Origin of the sequence: Deinococcus metalli (assembly GCF_014201805.1) — a bacterium.
In the GTDB taxonomy this organism is placed as follows: Bacteria; Deinococcota; Deinococci; order Deinococcales; family Deinococcaceae; genus Deinococcus; species Deinococcus metalli.
Genome location: NZ_JACHFK010000007.1, coordinates 223443 through 241288, shown reverse-complemented (window position 1 = coordinate 241288; position 17846 = coordinate 223443). Strand labels below are relative to the sequence as shown.

At 69.3% G+C, this 17846-nt stretch carries 18 protein-coding genes and 1 tRNA gene; 12 read left to right on the top strand and 7 right to left on the bottom strand.

Going from position 1 to position 17846, the window contains the following annotated elements; all coding sequences use genetic code 11:
• Positions 1-5 precede the first annotated feature (5 nt).
• The 3 genes from trhA to guaB all read right to left on the bottom strand — a co-directional run bounded on the left by trhA (position 6) and on the right by guaB (position 3285).
• Complete coding sequence (gene trhA, locus HNQ07_RS15065) at positions 6-650, bottom strand: PAQR family membrane homeostasis protein TrhA (RefSeq protein ID WP_184113216.1); 645 nt, start codon at positions 648-650, stop codon at positions 6-8.
• 110 nt (positions 651-760) lie between these two features.
• On the bottom strand, positions 761-1726 hold the full coding sequence (locus HNQ07_RS15060) for a WD40 repeat domain-containing protein (protein WP_184113214.1): 966 nt from the start codon (positions 1724-1726) through the stop codon (positions 761-763).
• A gap of 53 nt (positions 1727-1779) precedes the next feature.
• Positions 1780-3285: an IMP dehydrogenase gene (gene guaB, locus HNQ07_RS15055; protein WP_184113212.1), complete on the bottom strand. Its 1506-nt coding sequence runs from the start codon at positions 3283-3285 to the stop codon at positions 1780-1782.
• 121 nt (positions 3286-3406) lie between these two features.
• On the opposite strand from guaB, the gene HNQ07_RS15050 reads away from it, so the two are divergent.
• The 5 genes from HNQ07_RS15050 (at position 3407) to HNQ07_RS15030 (ending at position 7558) form a co-directional block, all read left to right on the top strand.
• Positions 3407-3482: transfer RNA gene (locus tag HNQ07_RS15050), tRNA-Ala, on the top strand.
• Positions 3483-3650: 168 nt separating this feature from the next.
• The gene (locus HNQ07_RS15045; RefSeq protein WP_184113210.1) at positions 3651-4946 is read left to right on the top strand and encodes an ABC transporter substrate-binding protein; all 1296 of its coding nucleotides are present in this window, start codon (positions 3651-3653) and stop codon (positions 4944-4946) included.
• Positions 4947-5139: 193 nt separating this feature from the next.
• The gene (locus tag HNQ07_RS15040; RefSeq protein WP_184113208.1) at positions 5140-5364 is read left to right on the top strand and encodes a Sec-independent protein translocase subunit TatA/TatB; all 225 of its coding nucleotides are present in this window, start codon (positions 5140-5142) and stop codon (positions 5362-5364) included.
• Complete coding sequence (locus tag HNQ07_RS24395) at positions 5354-7132, top strand: malectin domain-containing carbohydrate-binding protein (RefSeq protein WP_184113206.1); 1779 nt, start codon at positions 5354-5356, stop codon at positions 7130-7132. The genes HNQ07_RS15040 and HNQ07_RS24395 overlap by 11 nt, the downstream gene beginning before the upstream one ends.
• A gap of 132 nt (positions 7133-7264) precedes the next feature.
• Complete coding sequence (locus tag HNQ07_RS15030) at positions 7265-7558, top strand: ComEA family DNA-binding protein (protein WP_184113204.1); 294 nt, start codon at positions 7265-7267, stop codon at positions 7556-7558.
• A 77-nt stretch (positions 7559-7635) separates the two neighbouring features.
• Here HNQ07_RS15030 and HNQ07_RS15025 read toward each other — a convergent pair whose 3' ends face one another.
• The gene (locus tag HNQ07_RS15025) at positions 7636-9456 is read right to left on the bottom strand and encodes an outer membrane protein assembly factor BamB family protein (RefSeq protein ID WP_184113202.1); all 1821 of its coding nucleotides are present in this window, start codon (positions 9454-9456) and stop codon (positions 7636-7638) included.
• A 97-nt stretch (positions 9457-9553) separates the two neighbouring features.
• On the opposite strand from HNQ07_RS15025, the gene HNQ07_RS15020 reads away from it, so the two are divergent.
• From HNQ07_RS15020 to HNQ07_RS15000, 5 genes are all read left to right on the top strand, one after another.
• Positions 9554-10111, top strand: coding sequence for a hypothetical protein (locus HNQ07_RS15020; RefSeq protein WP_229832038.1), 558 nt, complete (start codon positions 9554-9556; stop codon positions 10109-10111).
• A 131-nt stretch (positions 10112-10242) separates the two neighbouring features.
• Entirely contained in the window at positions 10243-11181 is a 939-nt protein-coding gene (locus tag HNQ07_RS15015; protein ID WP_184113198.1) for a PEGA domain-containing protein, read from the top strand.
• A gap of 23 nt (positions 11182-11204) precedes the next feature.
• Positions 11205-11663 (top strand): metallophosphoesterase family protein, encoded by a 459-nt coding sequence (locus HNQ07_RS15010; RefSeq protein ID WP_229832036.1) that lies wholly within the window; start codon positions 11205-11207, stop codon positions 11661-11663.
• A gap of 32 nt (positions 11664-11695) precedes the next feature.
• Positions 11696-12688: an MBL fold metallo-hydrolase gene (locus HNQ07_RS15005; RefSeq protein ID WP_184113196.1), complete on the top strand. Its 993-nt coding sequence runs from the start codon at positions 11696-11698 to the stop codon at positions 12686-12688.
• Positions 12689-12763: 75 nt separating this feature from the next.
• The gene (locus HNQ07_RS15000) at positions 12764-13228 is read left to right on the top strand and encodes a hypothetical protein (RefSeq protein WP_184113193.1); all 465 of its coding nucleotides are present in this window, start codon (positions 12764-12766) and stop codon (positions 13226-13228) included.
• Between the two features lie 68 nt (positions 13229-13296).
• Here HNQ07_RS15000 and HNQ07_RS14995 read toward each other — a convergent pair whose 3' ends face one another.
• Positions 13297-14430, bottom strand: coding sequence for a citrate/2-methylcitrate synthase (locus HNQ07_RS14995; RefSeq protein WP_184113191.1), 1134 nt, complete (start codon positions 14428-14430; stop codon positions 13297-13299).
• Between the two features lie 98 nt (positions 14431-14528).
• Between HNQ07_RS14995 and tsaB the strand changes: the two genes are divergently transcribed.
• Positions 14529-15089, top strand: a complete 561-nt coding sequence (gene tsaB, locus HNQ07_RS14990; protein ID WP_184113189.1) for a tRNA (adenosine(37)-N6)-threonylcarbamoyltransferase complex dimerization subunit type 1 TsaB — start codon at positions 14529-14531, stop codon at positions 15087-15089.
• 152 nt (positions 15090-15241) lie between these two features.
• On the top strand, positions 15242-16030 hold the full coding sequence (locus tag HNQ07_RS14985; RefSeq protein ID WP_184113187.1) for a CAP domain-containing protein: 789 nt from the start codon (positions 15242-15244) through the stop codon (positions 16028-16030).
• A gap of 54 nt (positions 16031-16084) precedes the next feature.
• Here the strand turns inward: HNQ07_RS14985 and HNQ07_RS14980 are convergent, their stop codons facing one another.
• Both HNQ07_RS14980 and HNQ07_RS14975 read right to left on the bottom strand, forming a co-directional pair.
• Positions 16085-17311, bottom strand: coding sequence for a cytochrome P450 (locus tag HNQ07_RS14980; protein WP_184113185.1), 1227 nt, complete (start codon positions 17309-17311; stop codon positions 16085-16087).
• A complete protein-coding gene (locus HNQ07_RS14975) occupies positions 17308-17775 on the bottom strand; it encodes a MarR family winged helix-turn-helix transcriptional regulator (protein ID WP_184113183.1) in 468 nt (155 codons plus the stop codon). Before HNQ07_RS14975 ends, HNQ07_RS14980 begins: the two co-directional genes overlap by 4 nt.
• Positions 17776-17846: the final 71 nt, after the last annotated feature.

The window sequence follows — 17846 nt, the reverse complement described above, 5'->3', positions numbered from 1 at the left end:
TGCCCTCAGCGCAGGTTGAACATCATGGCGACGTGTGCGCCGGTGCCGCCCAGCACGAACAGGTGCCAGATCTCGTGGAAGCCGAACACCCCGGGGCGCGGATTCCAGCGTTTCGTGCCGTACACCACGGCGCCCAGCGAGTACAGCACGCCGCCCGCCGCCAGCCAGAAGATCGCGCCGGCCGGCAGGTTGCGGGCGAGTTGCGGCAGGAAGGCCAGCGCCAGCCACCCCATGCCCACGTACAGCAGCGTGCTGATCCAGCGCGGCAGTCTCATGGTCACCAGTTTCAGGATGATGCCGGTCAGCGCGATGCCCCAGATCACCCACAGCACGGCGTCCCGCCACGTTCCGGACAGGCCGAAGTACGCGACCGGCGTGTAACTCCCGGCGATCAGCAGGAAGATCCCGGCGTGGTCGAGTTTGCGCAGCCACAGCAGACCGCGTTCGCTGGGAAAGAACGAGTGGTAGCTGGCCGAGGCGGCGTACAGCAGCGTCATGCTGAGCACGAACACGACAAAGGGCCACTGCGCCAGGGCGTGCGCGTGAGCCCACCACAGCAGCGGACCCAGGATCACCAGCGCCGCGAGCACGCCCGCCCAGTGGGTCAGGGCGTTCACGGGTTCGCGGGTACTGGGGAAGCGGCGCGTCATGGGTGCAGCGTACTCCTGCAGCCTGATGACAGTCTGTCAACTGGGACGGAGTTCAGCAGGAGGGAGACGCACACCCCTGCACGAGACGTCTGCTGACCACGACGATCGGCCTACCTGAAATCGCGGATGCTGAAGCGGGAAATCCCGTCGTGGTGGCCCACGAGAATCGTCTGACCATCGCGCGAGAACGACAGGTCGGAGGTCTGTCCCGACACCTCCTTCATGTATTGCAGTCCCTTCAAGGTCTGCTTCTTGAAGTCCACCAGATAGAGGAAGCCGTAATCACTCAAGACTGCCAGGTTCCCGTCAGCGTTGAGCGCCGACGACAGCGTGTCGTCGGCGGCGTCGGTGGTGAATGTCTTCACCGAGTCCAGCGAACCTGGCAGCAGGTAGAAGGCACCCTCGGTGCCCGTCACGAGAAACGCGCCCGAATCGCCACTCTTCGAGATGCTCGTGACGTACTTCTGCGTCTCGAACTCCTTCACGACCTTCCCGGATGCCACGTCGATGACCTGGACGCCGCTCATGCATGACGCGGCCAGCACGAGCCGGCCGTCCCGGCTGTACTCCAGGGAATTCGCGTCTGCCTGCGTGCAGTCGCCGATCTCCCGGATCGAGCCGGTCTTCAGATCGACCACATTCACGCCGCCGTCTCCGAACACGATCAGCGTCTTCCCGTCTGGAGAGAACCTCACGCCCTCGTACGACGTGGACACGTTGAACGAACGAAGACGTGTACCGTCCTTCGGGTTGAGTAGCGCCAGGGTACTTCCTTCCCGGACAGCGACAAATTTGCCATCACGGCTGTTGTCAAACGCTCCGTACGATTCATCAGACAGCTTGACCCGCCACTTCGGTGTCCACGACGCGAGGTCGTAGGCAAAGAGAGTGGAGCCGCTGGTGAAATAGGAGACGCCAGTGGCCGGGTCGCTGCGAACGGCGTCCGTGTAGGCCACGGGAATGGCCTGGATGCGGCCCAGCAGCAGGCCCTGGGCTGCCAGCGCGACAGACGCGGTCAGGGCAAGTGCGGTGCTGATGGTCAGGAGGGGGGTACGGATTGGGCGGGTGAGTTTCATCGCCGTCAGACTAGGCGACGCTGCGCAGTCTTCAGGCCGCAGGTGCGGTGCGCTCAGCGCCCCCCATAATTGGGGGCTTCCTTGGTGATCGTCACGCCGTGCGGGTGGCTCTCGATCAGGCTGGCGCCGGTGATCCGCACGAACTGGGCGGTATCGCGCAGGGTCGCCAGATCGGGGGCGCCGCAGTAGCCCATGGAGCTTTTCAGGCCGCCGACGAACTGGTAGATGACCTCGCCCGCCGTGCCCTTGTACGCCACGATGCCCTCGATGCCCTCGGGGACGAACTTGCGGCTGCCCGCCTGGAAGTAGCGGTCGGCGCTGCCCTGGTCCATCGCGCCCAGCGACCCCATGCCGCGGTAGCTCTTGTAGCGGCGGCCGTCGCGCAGGATGGTCTCGCCGGGGGCCTCGTCGGTGCCGGCGAGCATGCTGCCCATCATGACCACGCTGGCTCCCGCCGCGATGGCCTTGGGCACGTCCCCGGTCTGCTTGATCCCGCCGTCCGCGATCACGGGAACGCCGGCCTCCATGGCGGCCGCGCTCGCCTCGAAGATCGCGGTGATCTGCGGCACGCCCACGCCCGTCACGACCCGCGTGGTGCAGATGCTCCCGGGGCCGATGCCGACCTTCACAGCGTCCGCACCGGCCAGGATCAGGTCGCGCGCTCCCGTGCGGGTGGCGACGTTCCCGGCGATCACGTCCACGTCGTAGTGCTCCTTCACGCGGCTCAGGGCCTGGAGGATGCCCTGCGAATGCCCGTGCGCCGAGTCGAGCACCAGCACGTCCACGCCGGAATGCACCAGCGCGCCCGCCCGGTCCATCAGGTCTGCCCCCACGCCGATGGCGGCGGCCACGCGCAGCCGGCCGAGGTCGTCCTTGGCGGCGTTCGGGTACTTCACGCGCTTGGTCAGGTCCTTGATGGTGATCAGGCCGCGCAGCATGTTCTGCTCGTCCGTGACCAGCAGCTTCTCGATGCGGTGCATCTTGAAGATCTCCTGCGCCTCGTCCAGCGTGGTGCCCACCGGCACGGTGATCAGGTCGTCGCGCGTCATGACGTCCTCGATGGGCACGCTCATGTCGTCGATAAAGCGCATGTCGCGGTTGGTGATGATGCCCAGCAGCCGGCCCTGCGGGTCCGTGATCGGCACGCCGCTGATGCGGTACTCGCCCATCAGGCGGTCGGCGTCTGCCACCGAGGCGTGGGGCGGCAGGGTGATCGGATCGACGATCATGCCGCTTTCACTGCGCTTGACCTTGCGCACCATCTCGGCCTGCGCCTCCACGCTCATGTTCTTGTGGATCACGCCGATGCCGCCCTCGCGTGCCATGGCGACCGCCATGTTCGTCTCGGTCACGGTGTCCATCGCGGCCGACACGAAGGGGATATTCAGGCGCACCCGGCGGGTCAGCTGCGCCTCGACGCTCACCTGGTGGGGCAGCACCTGCGAGTGCCGCGGCTGCAGCAGCACGTCGTCGAAGGTGATGCCCTCCTGGCCGAACTTGTACGCGTAGCGGTCCTCAGCGGGACGCTGGGTCGGGGCCGGGGTGGCGGGCGCGCTCATGCGTGCGAGTGTAAGCCCTGCCCGCACGGAGCAAGGTGACCGTGTCCGGACGTGCCGGTCACCCTTGCAGCACACCGGGGCGCGTGGTAGATTCCCTCTCGCCCATCCGGGCAGCGCGCGTGGGGTCATAGCTCAGCTGGGAGAGCGCGTCGTTCGCAATGACGAGGTCAGGGGTTCGATCCCCCTTGACTCCACCACCGAAAACCCGCCCTCAGTGGCGGGTTTTTTCTCCTGACGCCCAATGGTGTCCACATGGTTCGTCTGACCATCTGGCGTGCTGGACGCAACTGTCAATCCGGTCGGTATGACGGGGAATCTTAGTGGCGAATACACCTCCCGGGAACCTCAAACCGTAGGGTGGTGATATGAAAAAGCTCGGATTCTTTATCACGCTTTCGGCCTGCTCAATGCAGGTTGCGGCCGCACAGACGACTATTGAGTTCTGGCATACCTTCGGTGATGCAAAACGGGGCGGCTGGATTCAGGACCGTGCGAGTGAATACAACAAGGCCCACCCTGGTATTCAGGTAATGCCCACGTTCAAGGGAAGCGACAACGATCTCATCACGGCGACCATCCTGTCGGCCCGGCAGAACACGCCGCCCGCACTGACGCAGATCTTCGAGGGTGGCAGCCAGCTCGCATTGGACAGCGGCGTCTTCCAGCCGGTCAGCGGCATCAAGACTGTCGATTTCAGCGATTACATCAAGCCGGTCATCAACTTCTACACCATCGGCGGGAAGGTCAATTCCCTGCCGTTCAACTCCTCCAGCCCCGTGCTGTACTACAACAAGACCCTGATGAAGCAGGCGGGCCTGGACCCTAAACGGCCGCCCACCACTTTCGGCGGGCTGCTGGCCGACTGCAAGAAGATCGAGGCGGCGAAACTGGGCGTGAAGTGCTTCGGCATGAGCCTGAACGGCTGGTTCATCGAGAACTGGATGGCCGAGCAGGGCCAGCCCTTCCTGAACAACGACAACGGGCGCAGCGGCCGCGCGACCGCCACCAACCTCGACACGCCCGCCGCGCGGACCATCTTTGCCTTCTTCAAGACCCTCCAGGACAACGGGTACTACAGCTACACCGGCAAGCTGGAGGACTTCGACGGCAGCGACGCGATCTTCAACAACCAGAAGGTCGTGTACCACGTCACGTCCACCTCGAAGATCGGCAACAACAGCGACGCGGCGAAGAAGGCGGGGTTTGACCTGGGGGTGGGCGTGCTGCCCATTCCCACCGGCAGCAAACGCAACGGCGTGGTGCTGGGCGGCGCCTCGTTGTGGATCGCCAAGAACATCAGCAAGGAGAAAGCGGAGGCGGCCCTAGACTTCGCGCTGTTCATGACGAACACCAAGAACATGGCCGAGTGGCACAAGCTGACCGGGTACTACCCCGTGCGCCAGAGCTCCATCGCGCGGCTCCGGGCGGAGGGCTGGCTGGCGAAGGCGCCGCTGCAACTCGTGGCGTTCAACCAGCAGACGAACACCATTCCGAGCCCCGCCACGGCCGGCGCACTCAACGGCGCCGGTCCAGCCACCCGCAAGATCGTGGAGGAGGCCGTGCAGCGCGTGCTGAGCGGCACGCCGGTGAACGACGCCCTGAAGGAAGCCAAGACGCGGGCCGACGCCGCCATTGCCGACTACAACGCCAACTTCAAGTGACGCCAGCCAACGGTGCCGGCTGCCCTCGTGGACGGCACCCCTGGTCCGCCGTTCCCTAATGCCGCTGGGATGACCGTCCAGCGGCACAGTCCTTACCGGAGCATGAGCACCGGCCCCACTTCAGCGTGGCGTTAGGCGACCCCGGCAGCATGGGACAGACGCGGCCGGGGCATGGGCCGCGCTGGAGGCACGCATGACCGGACTCCTGCAACCCGCTCACCTGCTGCTCGTGTTCGTGGTCCTTCTGATCGTGTTCGGTCCCCGCCGGCTGCCGCACCTGGGCAGGAGCGCGGGCGCGGCCATCCGGGCATTCAGGGCGGGTGCCAGGGATGAGGACGACGGCCCGCCGGACACGGCTCCCGCGGCCCGGCCCGCTGGCGAGCCGTCCAGCCACGTGGACCAGCACCGTGCACCGTAGATGGGTGGCGCTGCGCCCACCCGGCCGCGCCGCCGGACTGCTGCTGACCGCGCTGCTGGCCGCGTGCACGACGCCGCCGACCGCGCCGACCCCTCCAGGGACATCAGCACCGGCCACCTCACCGGTCCTGAGCACCGAGAACCTGGATGCCTTTCCGGTCTCCGGCGGCGGCGTGACCCGGCTGGCATTCAGCCGCATTCACGACAACAGCGGCGGCCAGTGCATCGTGGGCGGCCAGCTGGTCGCGGCCCCGTGCACCGTGCACGACCACGCCACCGTCCGCATCCACAACATCGGCGCGGGGCCGGCCACGCTGAGCTCGCCCCAGATCGACCCGGCGTGGACGCTCGATCCAGGCGTCGCCTTTCCGCTGCAGGTCGCGCCGGGGGGCAGCGTGGACCTTCCACTCACGTTCGTCGGGGATCAGGCGCCCACACTGCCGCCGCGGCTATACACCGGCACCTTCTCGGTCACGACCAACGATCCCGGCCATCCCACCCTGAGCGTGCAGCTCGCCGGGCTGTGGCAGGCCACGTCGGAGCGCTCCAGCGCAAGCAACGCATACGACGAGCCGAGCCTGGAGCTGATCCGGCAGGCGCTCAGCGTGAACGTGGCGCTCAGCAGCCCGGGCGACGCGCCGCCCACGAACGACGCCGATCCCTCGGACGGCAGTCTGCAGCCGTACAACCGCTGGGGCGCGGTGGTCGCGCAGGGAGACGAGATGCTGTCGGCATACTGGGAGGCGGCCGATCCCACCCGGCCCGTCACCGTCCGGCAGATCGGCGCGTGGTCCGGCCAGACCGAGCACGCCACGCTCGCGTACTACGCCAAAGGGGCGCCCGGCACCCTCCACCCGCTCATCGAGCGCTCGGCGGCGGACAGCGCCCAGACCCTCTTCCCGCTGGGACAGGGATCGGCCACGCCCGGCCCGTCGAACACGTTCACGCCCGGCGGGCCCTTCGGGTTCAACGTCACGGGCGATCCCGGCAGCGGCAACGCCGAGTTCAGCGACGCGACCCTCAACCGCCAGCGCGGCCAGACGGGCGGGGACGACCCCCACGGCTGCGAGGCCTACACCACGTATGCCAATGCCCCGGACAACACCGACCTGTGCGGGCAGCACCTGCGCTTCTGGCCCCTGACCGACGCGAGCGGCGCGCGCATCCCGGACGCCTACATGATGGCGGTCGACTACCAGGGCGTGAACGACGACTACCAGGACGAGTTGTACGTCATGACGAACCTGAAGCCCGCACCGATCCTGCTGAAGATGGGCCACGGGGGCGCGCCCTACGTGGGCAGTGACGGCCGGGTGTGGCTGCCGGACCGTGTGGCCCCGCCCACCGGCGACACGAACGTGTACTTCACGCCCGCCCAGGCGGTGGACGAGCCCGCCACGCCGTATTCCGGGCCGGTCGGCAACACCACGGACCCCGGCCTGTACCGCACGTACCGCGGCAATGTCGGCGCCGTCCCGCAGGCGCAGCGCCGCCTGACTTACAGCATTCCCATTGATGACGGCACGTACGGCGTCAAGCTGTACTTCGTGGACCAGGCGTCCACACACGCCGGCGAGCGCGTCTTCGACGTGTCGGCCCAGGGGCAGGTCGTGATCCATGACCTCGACATCTACCAGGAGAGCGGCGGGCAGGACCAGGCCCTGGTCAGGACGCTGCCGGGCGTGTCGGTCACGGGCGGCGTCCTGACCCTGACGCTGAGTGCCAGCGCGGATTATCCGGCCCTGAGCGCCATTGAGATCGACCGCTGAGGGGTGGGGCACGAGCTTTGGACCCGGCCTGATCCCTGGCTCAGGTGCCAGCCAACAGGTTTCATTTTCTAGCTATCTTTCCGTTTCATTTAACTATTAGGCGAATATATTTATATATCGGCGGAGGTTCAAATGAAACACCACCTGATCGCTCTGACCGCCGCCGCATTGCTGCTTGCGCCCGCCACCGCCTTTGCCAAGACCACCCACACCGCCATGCCGAAGGCCGCGCACACCATGCAGCGCGTGCACATCAACCGGGCCACAGCGCGCCAGCTCGAGACCCTGCCCGGCGTGGGCAAGAAGATCGCCGCCGAGATCGTCAAGGACCGGCCGTTCAAGAACATGGCCAGCCTGACCACGAAGATCAAGGGCATCAGCGCCATGAACATCAAGAAGCTCGAGGGTCTGGTCAGCTTCAACTGAGGTCTCCCACCACGAACCGGCCACGGACGCGACATGCATCCGTGGCCGTCTTCGGGTGAGCGGGCCGTTACCGCGGGCTAGCGGGGCAGCACGTCCGTGTATTCCTTGCCGTGCGTGAGCGGCACCAGGGCAGGCACATTCAGCGCGAAGGTGGTGGCCTGCCCCGCCCGCGTCAGGGTGACGGCGGGAGCCGGGGCCGCGACAAGCGCGGCGGCCACGTCGGGCAGGCTGGCGAGTTCCGCCAGCGACACGTACGGCTGACCGCCGATCGAGCGCAGGTTCACCGGCACACGCTGGCCCGCGACGTCCAGCGTGGCCGTCCGCACCGTGACCGCCCGCACCGGCAGGCGCAGGGCGCCGGCGGCGTCGGCCAGCGGCAGGAACACCTGCTGGTCCTGCACGCGCGCCTGCGTCGCGGCCCGCGCGGCCAGCTGGGCGGGCGTAAGCACGGGCGCGGGCGGTGTGGCCGGCTGCGTCGCCACCGGCGGCTTGGCGGGCGGTGTGGTCGCGGTGGGCGCCGTGGTGACGCCGGGTTGGGTGGTGGCGCCGGGCTTCTGGGTCGCCGTGGGGGCCGGCGTGGTGGACGTGCCCGTGGCCGGGGTGGCCGGCTTGGGCGCCGTGGGCGTGGTCGCGGTGGGCGTGCCGGGCCTGGGGGCCGTGGCGGCCGGCGTGATCGCGGCCGGCGTCGCGGGCTTGAGCTGCGCCAGCGGGGCGGTCGCGGCGGCCCTGCGGGCCTGTGTGAGCGCCTGGGTGTCCTGCGCGCTCAGGGCGCGGCCCCACGCGTCGCTGCGGGCGTGGAAGGTCGTCCACGGGCCCACGGCCAGCGGGCGCTGCTTGGTGATGATGTTCAGCGCGCCGCCCTGCGTGACGAAGTACAGGCTGCCCTGGTCGCTCACGCTGAGGGCCACATCGATCTTCTTGCCGGTGGGAATGGTCCACAGGAGCTGCCCGCTGCGGCTGAGGGCTTGCAGGGTGCCGCCCAGGTCCGGCACGATCACGGTGCCGCCCTCGAGTTCCACCGCGGACGCCGCGATGGGCTGCCCGGCCGTGTACGTCCACACCGTCTCGCCGGCCGCGTTCAGGGCGTACAGCTTGCCGTCGTAACTGCCGACCACGATCAGGCCGCCGCTGGTCACGATGGGGCTGGCATTCACGAACAGGCCGGTCAGCACGGTCCAGCGCGGCTTGCCGTCCGGCGCCACCGAGTGGATGCGGCGGTCGCTGGACCCGAAGTAGATGTTGCCGTCGGCGTCCAGCGCGGGCGAACTGAAGACCAGTGAGCCGGCGCGGTACGCCCACTTCGCGCTGCCGTCCGGATTCAGGGCGTACAGGCGGTTGTTCTGCGCGCCGAAATAGATGGTGCCGTCCAGAGCGATGGCGGGCGAACTGAAGACCGGCGCGCCGACCTTGTACGTCCACAGGGTCTTGCCGTCCGCGCCGATGGCGTGCACGGTGCCGCCGGCGGTGGCGACGATCACGCTGCCGTCGGGGCGCAGGGCGGGCGTGGCGAACACGTCGCCGTCCAGCTTGAGCTTCCACTGGAGTTTGCCGGCGGCATCGAGGGCGTACACGGTGTCGTCGTACGACGCGGCGATCACGCCTCCCTGCGGCGTGATGACCGGGTACGCGCGGCCCAGGTCACCGACCGGGTAGGCCCATTTCTCGCTGCCGCTGGCGTCGGTGCGGTGGATCTTGGCGTCCGAGCCGACGAACACCAGATCGCCGCCCGGCGCGACGCTGATGCCGGAGATGACGCGCAGTTCCTTGAAGACGTCGATTTTCGGGGCGATGAAGGCGGGGGCGGGCGTCGCCACGGGAACGGCGGTCTGGGCGGCCACTCCGGGCGCGACGGCAGCCGTCAGCAGCAGGAGCAGGAGAGGTCGGCGGGGAATCCTCATGTGAAAGTGCACTCCTTTACAGTCCCTTTACGCTAGGGCAGGGGTGGGGCGGCTGAGATGGACGCTTGCCAGGGTACGGCCTAAGATGCGAACTGTTATGAAGAAGATTCTCATGCTGACCGCGTTCGCGCTGGCAGGCCTCGCCGCCGCGCAGGACACCTCTACGACCACGGACACCACCCAGACCACCGATACCACCACGCAGGACACCGCCCCGGCCACCGACATGGCCGCTCCGGCCGACATGAGCATGCCCGCCACCATGAGCGCCAGCGACAACTACGCCAAGGCGCAGGAGTTCGCCGTGCAGGCCGACGTGGCGTACCCCGTGCCCTTCTACGACCGCACGCTGTGGAAGGCCTCGGTGGACCACGCGTACTACGCCGCGGCGATGGAGCAGGGCAACCGCGACTACAACGCGTACCTGGCGCAGCTGTACACCAAGACCCAGTGGTGGATCAACGCGTACAACGCGTGGAGCAAGCTCACGGACCTGAACGACACCGAGAAGCAGTGGGCGTCCCTGAGCGCCGCCAAGCTCGCGTACCTGGCCCTGCAGCGCGGCGACACCGAGACGGCACGCATGTATGTGGACAAGGGCATGGCCTGGGCCGACAGCGCCAGCCTCCAGGCCATCATGAAGCGCCTGCCCTGACCTTCGCGTCCGCATGAGCGCGTGACCGCCCGGCTGAAGCCGGGCGGTTGCCGTTATGTGCACAGCGATGAGTAAATGCGCCGTCAGCTTGCTTGAGCCGCTGAGGCTGCGCCGGGGCCTAGTCTGAACGCATGAAGACGACGGGGTGGAAGTGGGGCGCAGTGGGGGTGCTGGGCGCCGCGCTGGTGGCGTGCGTGCCCGCGCCGCTGCGGGCGCAGCCGGGCGCGCAGCTGCAGGTCGGGGCGCGGCTGTCGGCACCGGCCATCACGACGGTCACGGGCGAGACACTGTACCGCCCGCCGGGGCCGGGCGCGCTGCTGGTCACCACCGACACGCCGGCCTTCGTGTCGTCGCTGGTCCTCACGTCGGGTCAGCCGGTGCAGGTGGTCACGGTGGGCGCCGTGCCCGCCGGCACCGACGTGCCCGTGGCGCTGCCGGCGGCCAGCGGCTTCACGCAGGTCTACACCGTGGCGAGCGTGCAGCCCCTGGACGTCTCGGCCGCGCAGGGCGCCCGCTCGCTCGACGACGCGGCGCGGGCGGTGCAGGCGGCGGCGCAGGGCCTTCCCGCGGGGGCGTACACCGTCGCCACGACCACGTACACGGTCGGGCGCTTCGGCACACTGCGCGTCACGGCGTCCGAACCGGGCGCCGAGGTGCGGGTGGACGGGCACCCCGCGGGATACGCGCCGGTCGAGATTCCGGACGTGCCCGTGGCCAGCGTAACCGTCAGCGTGTCAGCGCCTGGACTGAGCGGCCACTCGCAGCGCGTGACGGTCACCGAGAACGGCGTAACAGAGGTGCGGGCGGTGCTCGCGCCGCTGATGGGCACCCTGAGCGTGTCCTCGGACGTCCCGGCACAGGTGCTGGTCGGGGGCAGGGTGGCCGGGCAGGTGCCGGGCGACGGGCGAGCGCTGCGCGTGTCGCTGCGGCCGGGCACCGTGGGCGTGAACGTCCTGCCGCTCGACCCGGCCCTCCGGCCGCAGAACCTGTTGGTGCGCGTGCGGGCGTCGCAGGTCACCACGATCCGCTGCACGCTCAGCGCCGGGGTCTACGGCTGCGTGACGCCCTGAGCACACCAGCCACCGCGCAGCGCGTGCTGGTCCTCTCCGACACGCACGGCCTGCTGCGTCCGGAGGTGCTGGCGCTGCTGCCCGGCGCGGACACGGTGCTGCACGCGGGCGACGTGGGCCGGCCCGAGGTGCTGACCGGATTGCAGGCGGCCACGACGGCCCCGGTGCACGCCGTGCGCGGCAACGTCGACCGGACACCCCCGCTGAGTGACCTGCCCGCGACGCTGCTGCTGGACGTGGCGGGCGTGTGGGTGTATGTGCTGCACGACCTGAACGACCTCGACCTGCGCCCGCCGGACGCCGGCGTGCACGTGGTGGTGAGCGGGCACACGCACGCGCCGCGCGTGGAGCAGCGGGGCGGCGCGCTCTTCGTGAATCCCGGCTCAGTCGGCCCCCGGCGCTTCCGCTTGCCAGTCGCGTGCGCGTGGCTGCACGTGGAGGCCGGCGCCGCGCGGGTCGAGCCGGTGATTCTGGACGCCTGACCTGCTCCGGGGGTGGGTGCTAGCCTCCGGGCATGACCGACGCCCTGCCCCCGACCCCCGTGCTGGGCTCGCTGCACGCCCTGCAGGTGCCGATTCCGTACCCGATGAAGACCGTGACGGTGCTGATCGACGCGCCCGCGCACGGTCCGGTCACCATGATCGACACCGCGCTCGACACGCCGGAGGCCAGGGCGGCCATCGAGGACGGCCTGGGCGCGCTGGGCCTGCACTGGAGCGACGTGGACCGCGCGATCATCACGCACCACCACCCGGACCACTACGGTCTGGCGGGCGTGGTCGAGGAACGCAGCGGCGCGGCCGTGCACATGCTGGACGTCGAGATCGGGCGCGGCGAACGGTACTGGCACCTGTGGGAGGAGTGGCTGCCGGGCCACCTCAAGCACATGCGCGACCACGGCCTGCCGAAGGGGTCGCTGGCGGAGATGGGCGCCGACAACCGCCGCGGCCGCGACCGGGTGCATCCCGCGACCCGCGTGCAGCCGCTGCGCGAGGGCCAGCACGTGCAACTTGCGGATCGCGCGTGGGAGGTGCTGTGGCTGCCCGGCCACGCCGACGGGCACCTGGGCCTGTGGAACGAGGAGAGCAGCGTGCTGATCGCCGGGGACGCCATCCTGCCGCGCATCAGCCCGAACGTGGGCCTGTACGCGTACACGCGGCCCGATCCCCTAGGTGACTACCTCCAGACGCTGGGCAAGCTTGAGGCCCTGAACCCGCGCCGGGCGGTCGTGGGCCACCACGGCCCGGTCATGGAGGGCGTGCAGGCCCGCGCCCGCGAGCTGCGCGACCACCACCACGAGCGGCTGGACTTCATCAAGGCCGAGGCGGGACGCGAGCCGCGCAGCGCGTACGCCCTGTCGCTGGCGATGTTCCCACGCGACCTGAACACCAGCGGGCGGCGGTTCGCGCTGGCCGAGACGCTGGCGCACGCCGAGCACCTGCGGCTGCTGGGGCAGCTGTACCGCACGTGGGACGACGCCAGCGAGGTGTGGACCTACCACGCCTGACGCGCGGGGTCGGGGCGACCCAGCCTCCGCCTTTGCCCGCAATTTCCCCGGCAGCAGCGCTCTATACTCCCCGGCATGACGGCCTCGCAGACAGAGTTGCAGCGCATCGTGGCAGCGCTGCAGAACAGCGGTTTGACCGTCGAACCCGTCGAGGACGGCGCGCTGATCCAGCACGGCGGAACGCGGGTGGCGCTCTTCGCGGAGCGCGACCACCAGGGCGGCGTGATCGTCCGGCTGCACCTCGACCTCGACCTGTACGTCGAGGAGGACAGCCTGCCGGACATCCTGATGGGCATGAACCTGCTCAACCAGGGCCTGGACTACGGCGCCCTGAACCTCGACCCGGTCGAGAACGACGACGAGGACGAAGACGACGAGGCGCCCACCACCTTCGCGGTGCTGGGCCGCTCGGTGCTGTGGCTGCCGGAACTCAGCGCCGCCGAACTCGACCGCCTGCGCGAGCACCTCACCCGCTTCGAGGTGGAGATCACGGAAGCGGTCGAGCGCACCCTGCACGGCAGCAAGGGCATGAGCGCGTAGCGGGCAGGGGCCAAGGGTGGAGGGCAGGGAGCCGGATCTTCAGCTCCCTGCCCTCCTTTTGGTGTGCCTTACTGCCGGTCTTGCAGTTGCACGTAGTGCTGGTCGGTCGCGCCGGTGTACTGCGCGTCGGGGCGCAGCAGGCGGTTGTCGCGGGAGTACTCGATCACGCTGGCGCACCAGCCCGAGATGCGGGCCAGCGCGAAGATTGGCGTGAAGTACTCCTTCTTGATGCCCAGGTCCGAGTACACCGTGCCGGAGTAGAAGTCCACGTTCGGGTAGATGCCCTTGGAGCCGATGCGGTCCACGACCGTCTTCTCGATAGTCTCGAGAATCTGGTAGTACGTGCTCTTGCCTTCCTTGCTGGCCACGTGCTCGGCGTAGTCGCGCAGCACGCGCGAGCGGGGGTCGAAGTACTTGTAGACGCGGTGCCCCACGCCCATGATCTTTTCCTTGTTGTCGAGCTTCTTGGTGATGTAGGCCTCGGCCTGGTCCGGCGTGCCGACCTCGTCGAGCATGTCCATCACGGCCTCGTTGGCGCCGCCGTGCAGCGGCCCCTTGAGCGCCCCGATGGCCGACACGATGCACGAGTACACGTCGCTGAGGGTGCTGCTGGTGGCGATGGCCGTGAAGGTGCTGGCGTTCATGCCGTGATCCGCGTGCAGGACCAGCGCGATGTCGAACAGGCGCGCCTGCTCGGTGGTGGGCTCCTTGCCGGTCAGCATGTACAGGAAGTTCCCGGCGTGCGTGAGGTCGCTCCTGGGCGCGATGACCGGCTGGCCCTCGCGGGCGCGGGCGATGGCGGCGATGATCGTGGCGAACTGAGCGATCATGCGGATGCTGATGGCGCGGCGGGCGTCCTCGCCGGTGTCCTCGGCCTGGGGGTCGAACAGGCCCAGGTACGACACGGCGGTGCGCAGCGCCTGCATGGGGTGCACGTTCCTGGGGAAGCTCGCGATCTCCTCAGCGAGTTTCTCGGGAATCATGCGGTTGGCCTTGAGGTGCGCGTCAAAGGCCGCGAGTTCGGCGGCGGTGGGCAGCTTGCCGTCCAGCAGCGCCAGGGACAGTTCCTCGAAGGTGCTGTTCTCGGCCCACTCCTGGATGGGAATACCCAGGTGCGTCAGGATGCCCTCTGAGCCGTTGATGAACGTCAGTTTGCTCTCGGTGAAGAGCACGCCTTCCAGGCCCTTGGCAATGGTCGTCATGTTGCTTCCCAGGATATCACCGGGCCGGTCGCGGTCAGGAACCGGTCACGTTCCTGTACAGGTGACAACCGCGCAGGTGCCGCCTACACTGCGCCGAGATGACCGGCGACGCTCCCCCACACGTCACCCTGGCCCTCGACACGGCGACGCCGTTCCTGACGCTGGCCGTGTCGTGGGAGACCGGACACGTGACCGCCGTCCGCGAGGTCGGCCGCGCCCACGCCGAGGAGCTGCCGGGCGCGGCCCGCGCGCTGTTCGCGCAGGCCGGGCTGCCGTTCCACGCCCAGACCATCGTGATCGGCACCGGGCCGGGCTCGTACACGGGCGTGCGGGTGGGCGCCAGCTACGCACTGGGCCTGGCAGCGGTGTGGGGCGCGCGCGTGGTGGGCGTGTCCACGCTGGAGGCCCTGGTGAGCGGCGACGGCCCACAGGGCGTGTCGCTGGATGCCCGTAAGGGGCACGTGTACGGCGCGGTATACGACGTGCAGGGCGGCACCGTGACCGGCACCCGCGCGGCCCCGGCGAAGGCCACGCTGGAGGACTTCACGGCGCAACTCGGCACTCTCCCCCACCGGCACGACGTCCCGCCGGACGGGATGGCGCTGCTGCGCGCGGGTCAGGCCCACGGCGCGGAGGACTGGGCGCTGGCCTACCTGTGATCCTGCCGAACATGTGAAACATGATAGAAGCATGAAGCAGAATAGTTCACGCACGTCCCTCAGAGGGCGCTCGCACCGGCACTTCCCGAACATGAGGCATGAGCCCGGCGGCCTCGGGTCCGTCACATGCGGGTCCGCTCTACTGGACCCAGATGCCGAAGTCCACCCTTCCCGCCCTCGTCGCCACCGTGGCCCTCGTCCTCGCCGCGTGCGGTCAGACCGCGACCTCCGGCCGCGCCGCTGACCTCGCCGCCGTGACTGGACAGGCCACCGCCAGCACGACCACCCTGAGCGCCGGGCAGACCCGGCAGTTCACCGTGACGGTCGCCGGACAGCCCGCGCAACCCGGCCAGCTGACGTGGAGCAGCACCAACGCGGGCGTCGCCAGCGTGACCCAGGGTGGCCTCGTGACCGCGAAGGCGGCCGGCAGCGCCACCGTGCGCGCCGCGCTGACGGGCAGCCCCGCGTCGTTCATCGACTTTCCCATCGTGGTGCAGGCCGTGGCCGGCGCCACGCCGGCCACGCCGAGCGGCACCTTCGCGCAGCGCGTGCTCGACCTCACGAACGCCGCCCGCACGCAGGCCCGGACGTGTGGCAGCACCACTTACGCCGCGACCACGCCCGTGACCTACAACGCCGCGCTGGAGAAAGCGGCGCAGGCCCACGCCGCAGACATGGCCGCGAAGAATTACTTCAGCCACACCAGCCAGGACGGCCGCACCTTCTCGCAGCGTGTCACCGCCGCCGGGTACAGCTGGACGCGCGTGGCGGAGAACATCGCCGCGGGGCAGCCCACCCCGGAAGCGGTGGTGGCCGGGTGGCTCCAGAGCGCCGGCCACTGCGCGAACATCATGAACCCCGCCCTGAAGGAACTCGGCGTGGGTTACGCGGCGGGCGGCAGCTACGGTCACTACTGGGTGCAGGATTTCGGCACCCGCTGAAATGCATGGGCAGGGGCGGCCACAACATCAGCGTGGCCGCCCCTGCCCGTGGTCCTACCCCAGCGCGATGCGGAAACCGCGCAGTTCGTAGCCCTTGATGACCTCGTTGTACGTCACGGTGGGTTCGCGCACGATCCGCAGGTCGTTCCACACCAGCAGCCTTCGCAGCAGCACGTCGCTCTCGCGGATCGCCAGGAACGCGCCGGGGCAGCGGTGGTGCCCGTCCCCGAAGGACAGCACCGGAGCCTGCACGCCGCGCGGCAGCGGACGGGCCGGGCACAGCTGCGCGGCGTCCTCTCCCGCCACGGCCGGGTCGGCGTTCGTGTTCGGCACGGTCAGCGCGAGCACGCTGCCCGCCGGGACGTGCTGCCCGCCGACCTCCAGATCCGCCTGCGCGCGGCGGTACAGGGTGTTCACGACCGGTTCCAGGCGCAGGATCTCGTGCAGGATGGCGTGGCGCTCCTGCTCGGTGCCGTGCACGTAGTCAGCGCGCAGCTCGGGCCAGCGCAGCAGGTGCCACGCGGCCACCGAGATGAACTCGCGGGTGGTGACCATCCCGGCGGTGCCGTAGGTGAGGCACTCGGTCAGGATTTCCAGGTCGCTGTAGTCCTTGTCGAGCAGGTGGCTGATCAGGTCGTCCCGGCGCTGGCGGCGCCGCGCCTGGATGGCGGGTTTGACGTCGAGCGTGTAGAACAGCGGCACGTCCATCATCTGGTGCAGCCGGCTGGCCACGGTGGGAACATTCACGGTGCCGGGCTCGCTGTCGCCCTCGCCCTCGACGAAGGCCATCACGCGGCGTTGCAGGCCGGGCAGCACGCTGTCTGTCAGGCCGACGACCTGCGCGGCGACCTGCACCGCCATGGTCAGGCTCAGGTCGTCCAGATCCGCCTCGCCCCGGCGGAGCAGGTCGCCCACCAGCCGGTCCGCGAGGCCCGCGATGAACGGGTGGTACGTGGCGACCGCCGTGGGCGTGAAGTAGCGGGCGGTGTCGCGGCGCATCTCGTGGTGCGCGTCCCCCTCGGCGTACAGCACCGGCCGGTGCTTCAGAGCGCTGAGCTGCGTGACCATGTCCGCGCCGAAGCCTGCCTGCACCACGCCCTCGGAGCGCAGCACCTCGCGGGCCGTGTGGAAATCGTGCACGCGGTAGATGCCGTGCTCATCGCGCTGCACCGGCGCGCCCGCAGGGGTGCCCAGGTCGGGCTTGCGTGTCAGAGAGGTGGCGTCGTGCGGGAAGGGGCAGCGGCCGCTGGGCACAGAACCGTCGGGGGTGGCGTTCGTCATGGGGTGTCCTCCGTCAGGGCGGCGAGGTGTTCCAGATCGGCGGTCAGGGGGTCTACGCGTGGGCCGAGGGTCGCCAGGGCCGGGCCGACCACGGCGGTCACGGTCTGCACGGCCGCGTGCCACAGCGCCCGTCCGGACGGCGTGACGTCCAGGCGGCGCGAGCGGGCGTTGGCGGGGTCGCTGTCGCGCGTGATGGCCCCCAGGGCCGTGAGCCGGTCGAGGATGCGCGTCACCTCGTACTTCGGCACGTCCAGCACGCGCGCGAGTTCGCCCGGCGAGGTCGGCTGGCCCTGCACGTAGCTCAGGGCAATGAACGAGCGCAGGTCGAGGCCGTGCGCGCCCAGCCGGTCGTTCGCCCGCCCGGACAGGCCCTGCCACACGCCCCAGTACGCGGTGAGGAAGCGCAGCGGCTGCGCGTGCAGATCGGTGGCGGCAGGAAGCGGAGCCGCCTCAGGAAAACTCATGGTTGCAGTATGCAACAGTAGGGCGGGCATGGCGTGAGGCGCCGCACTCCGCCCCTACACTGATTCCGACA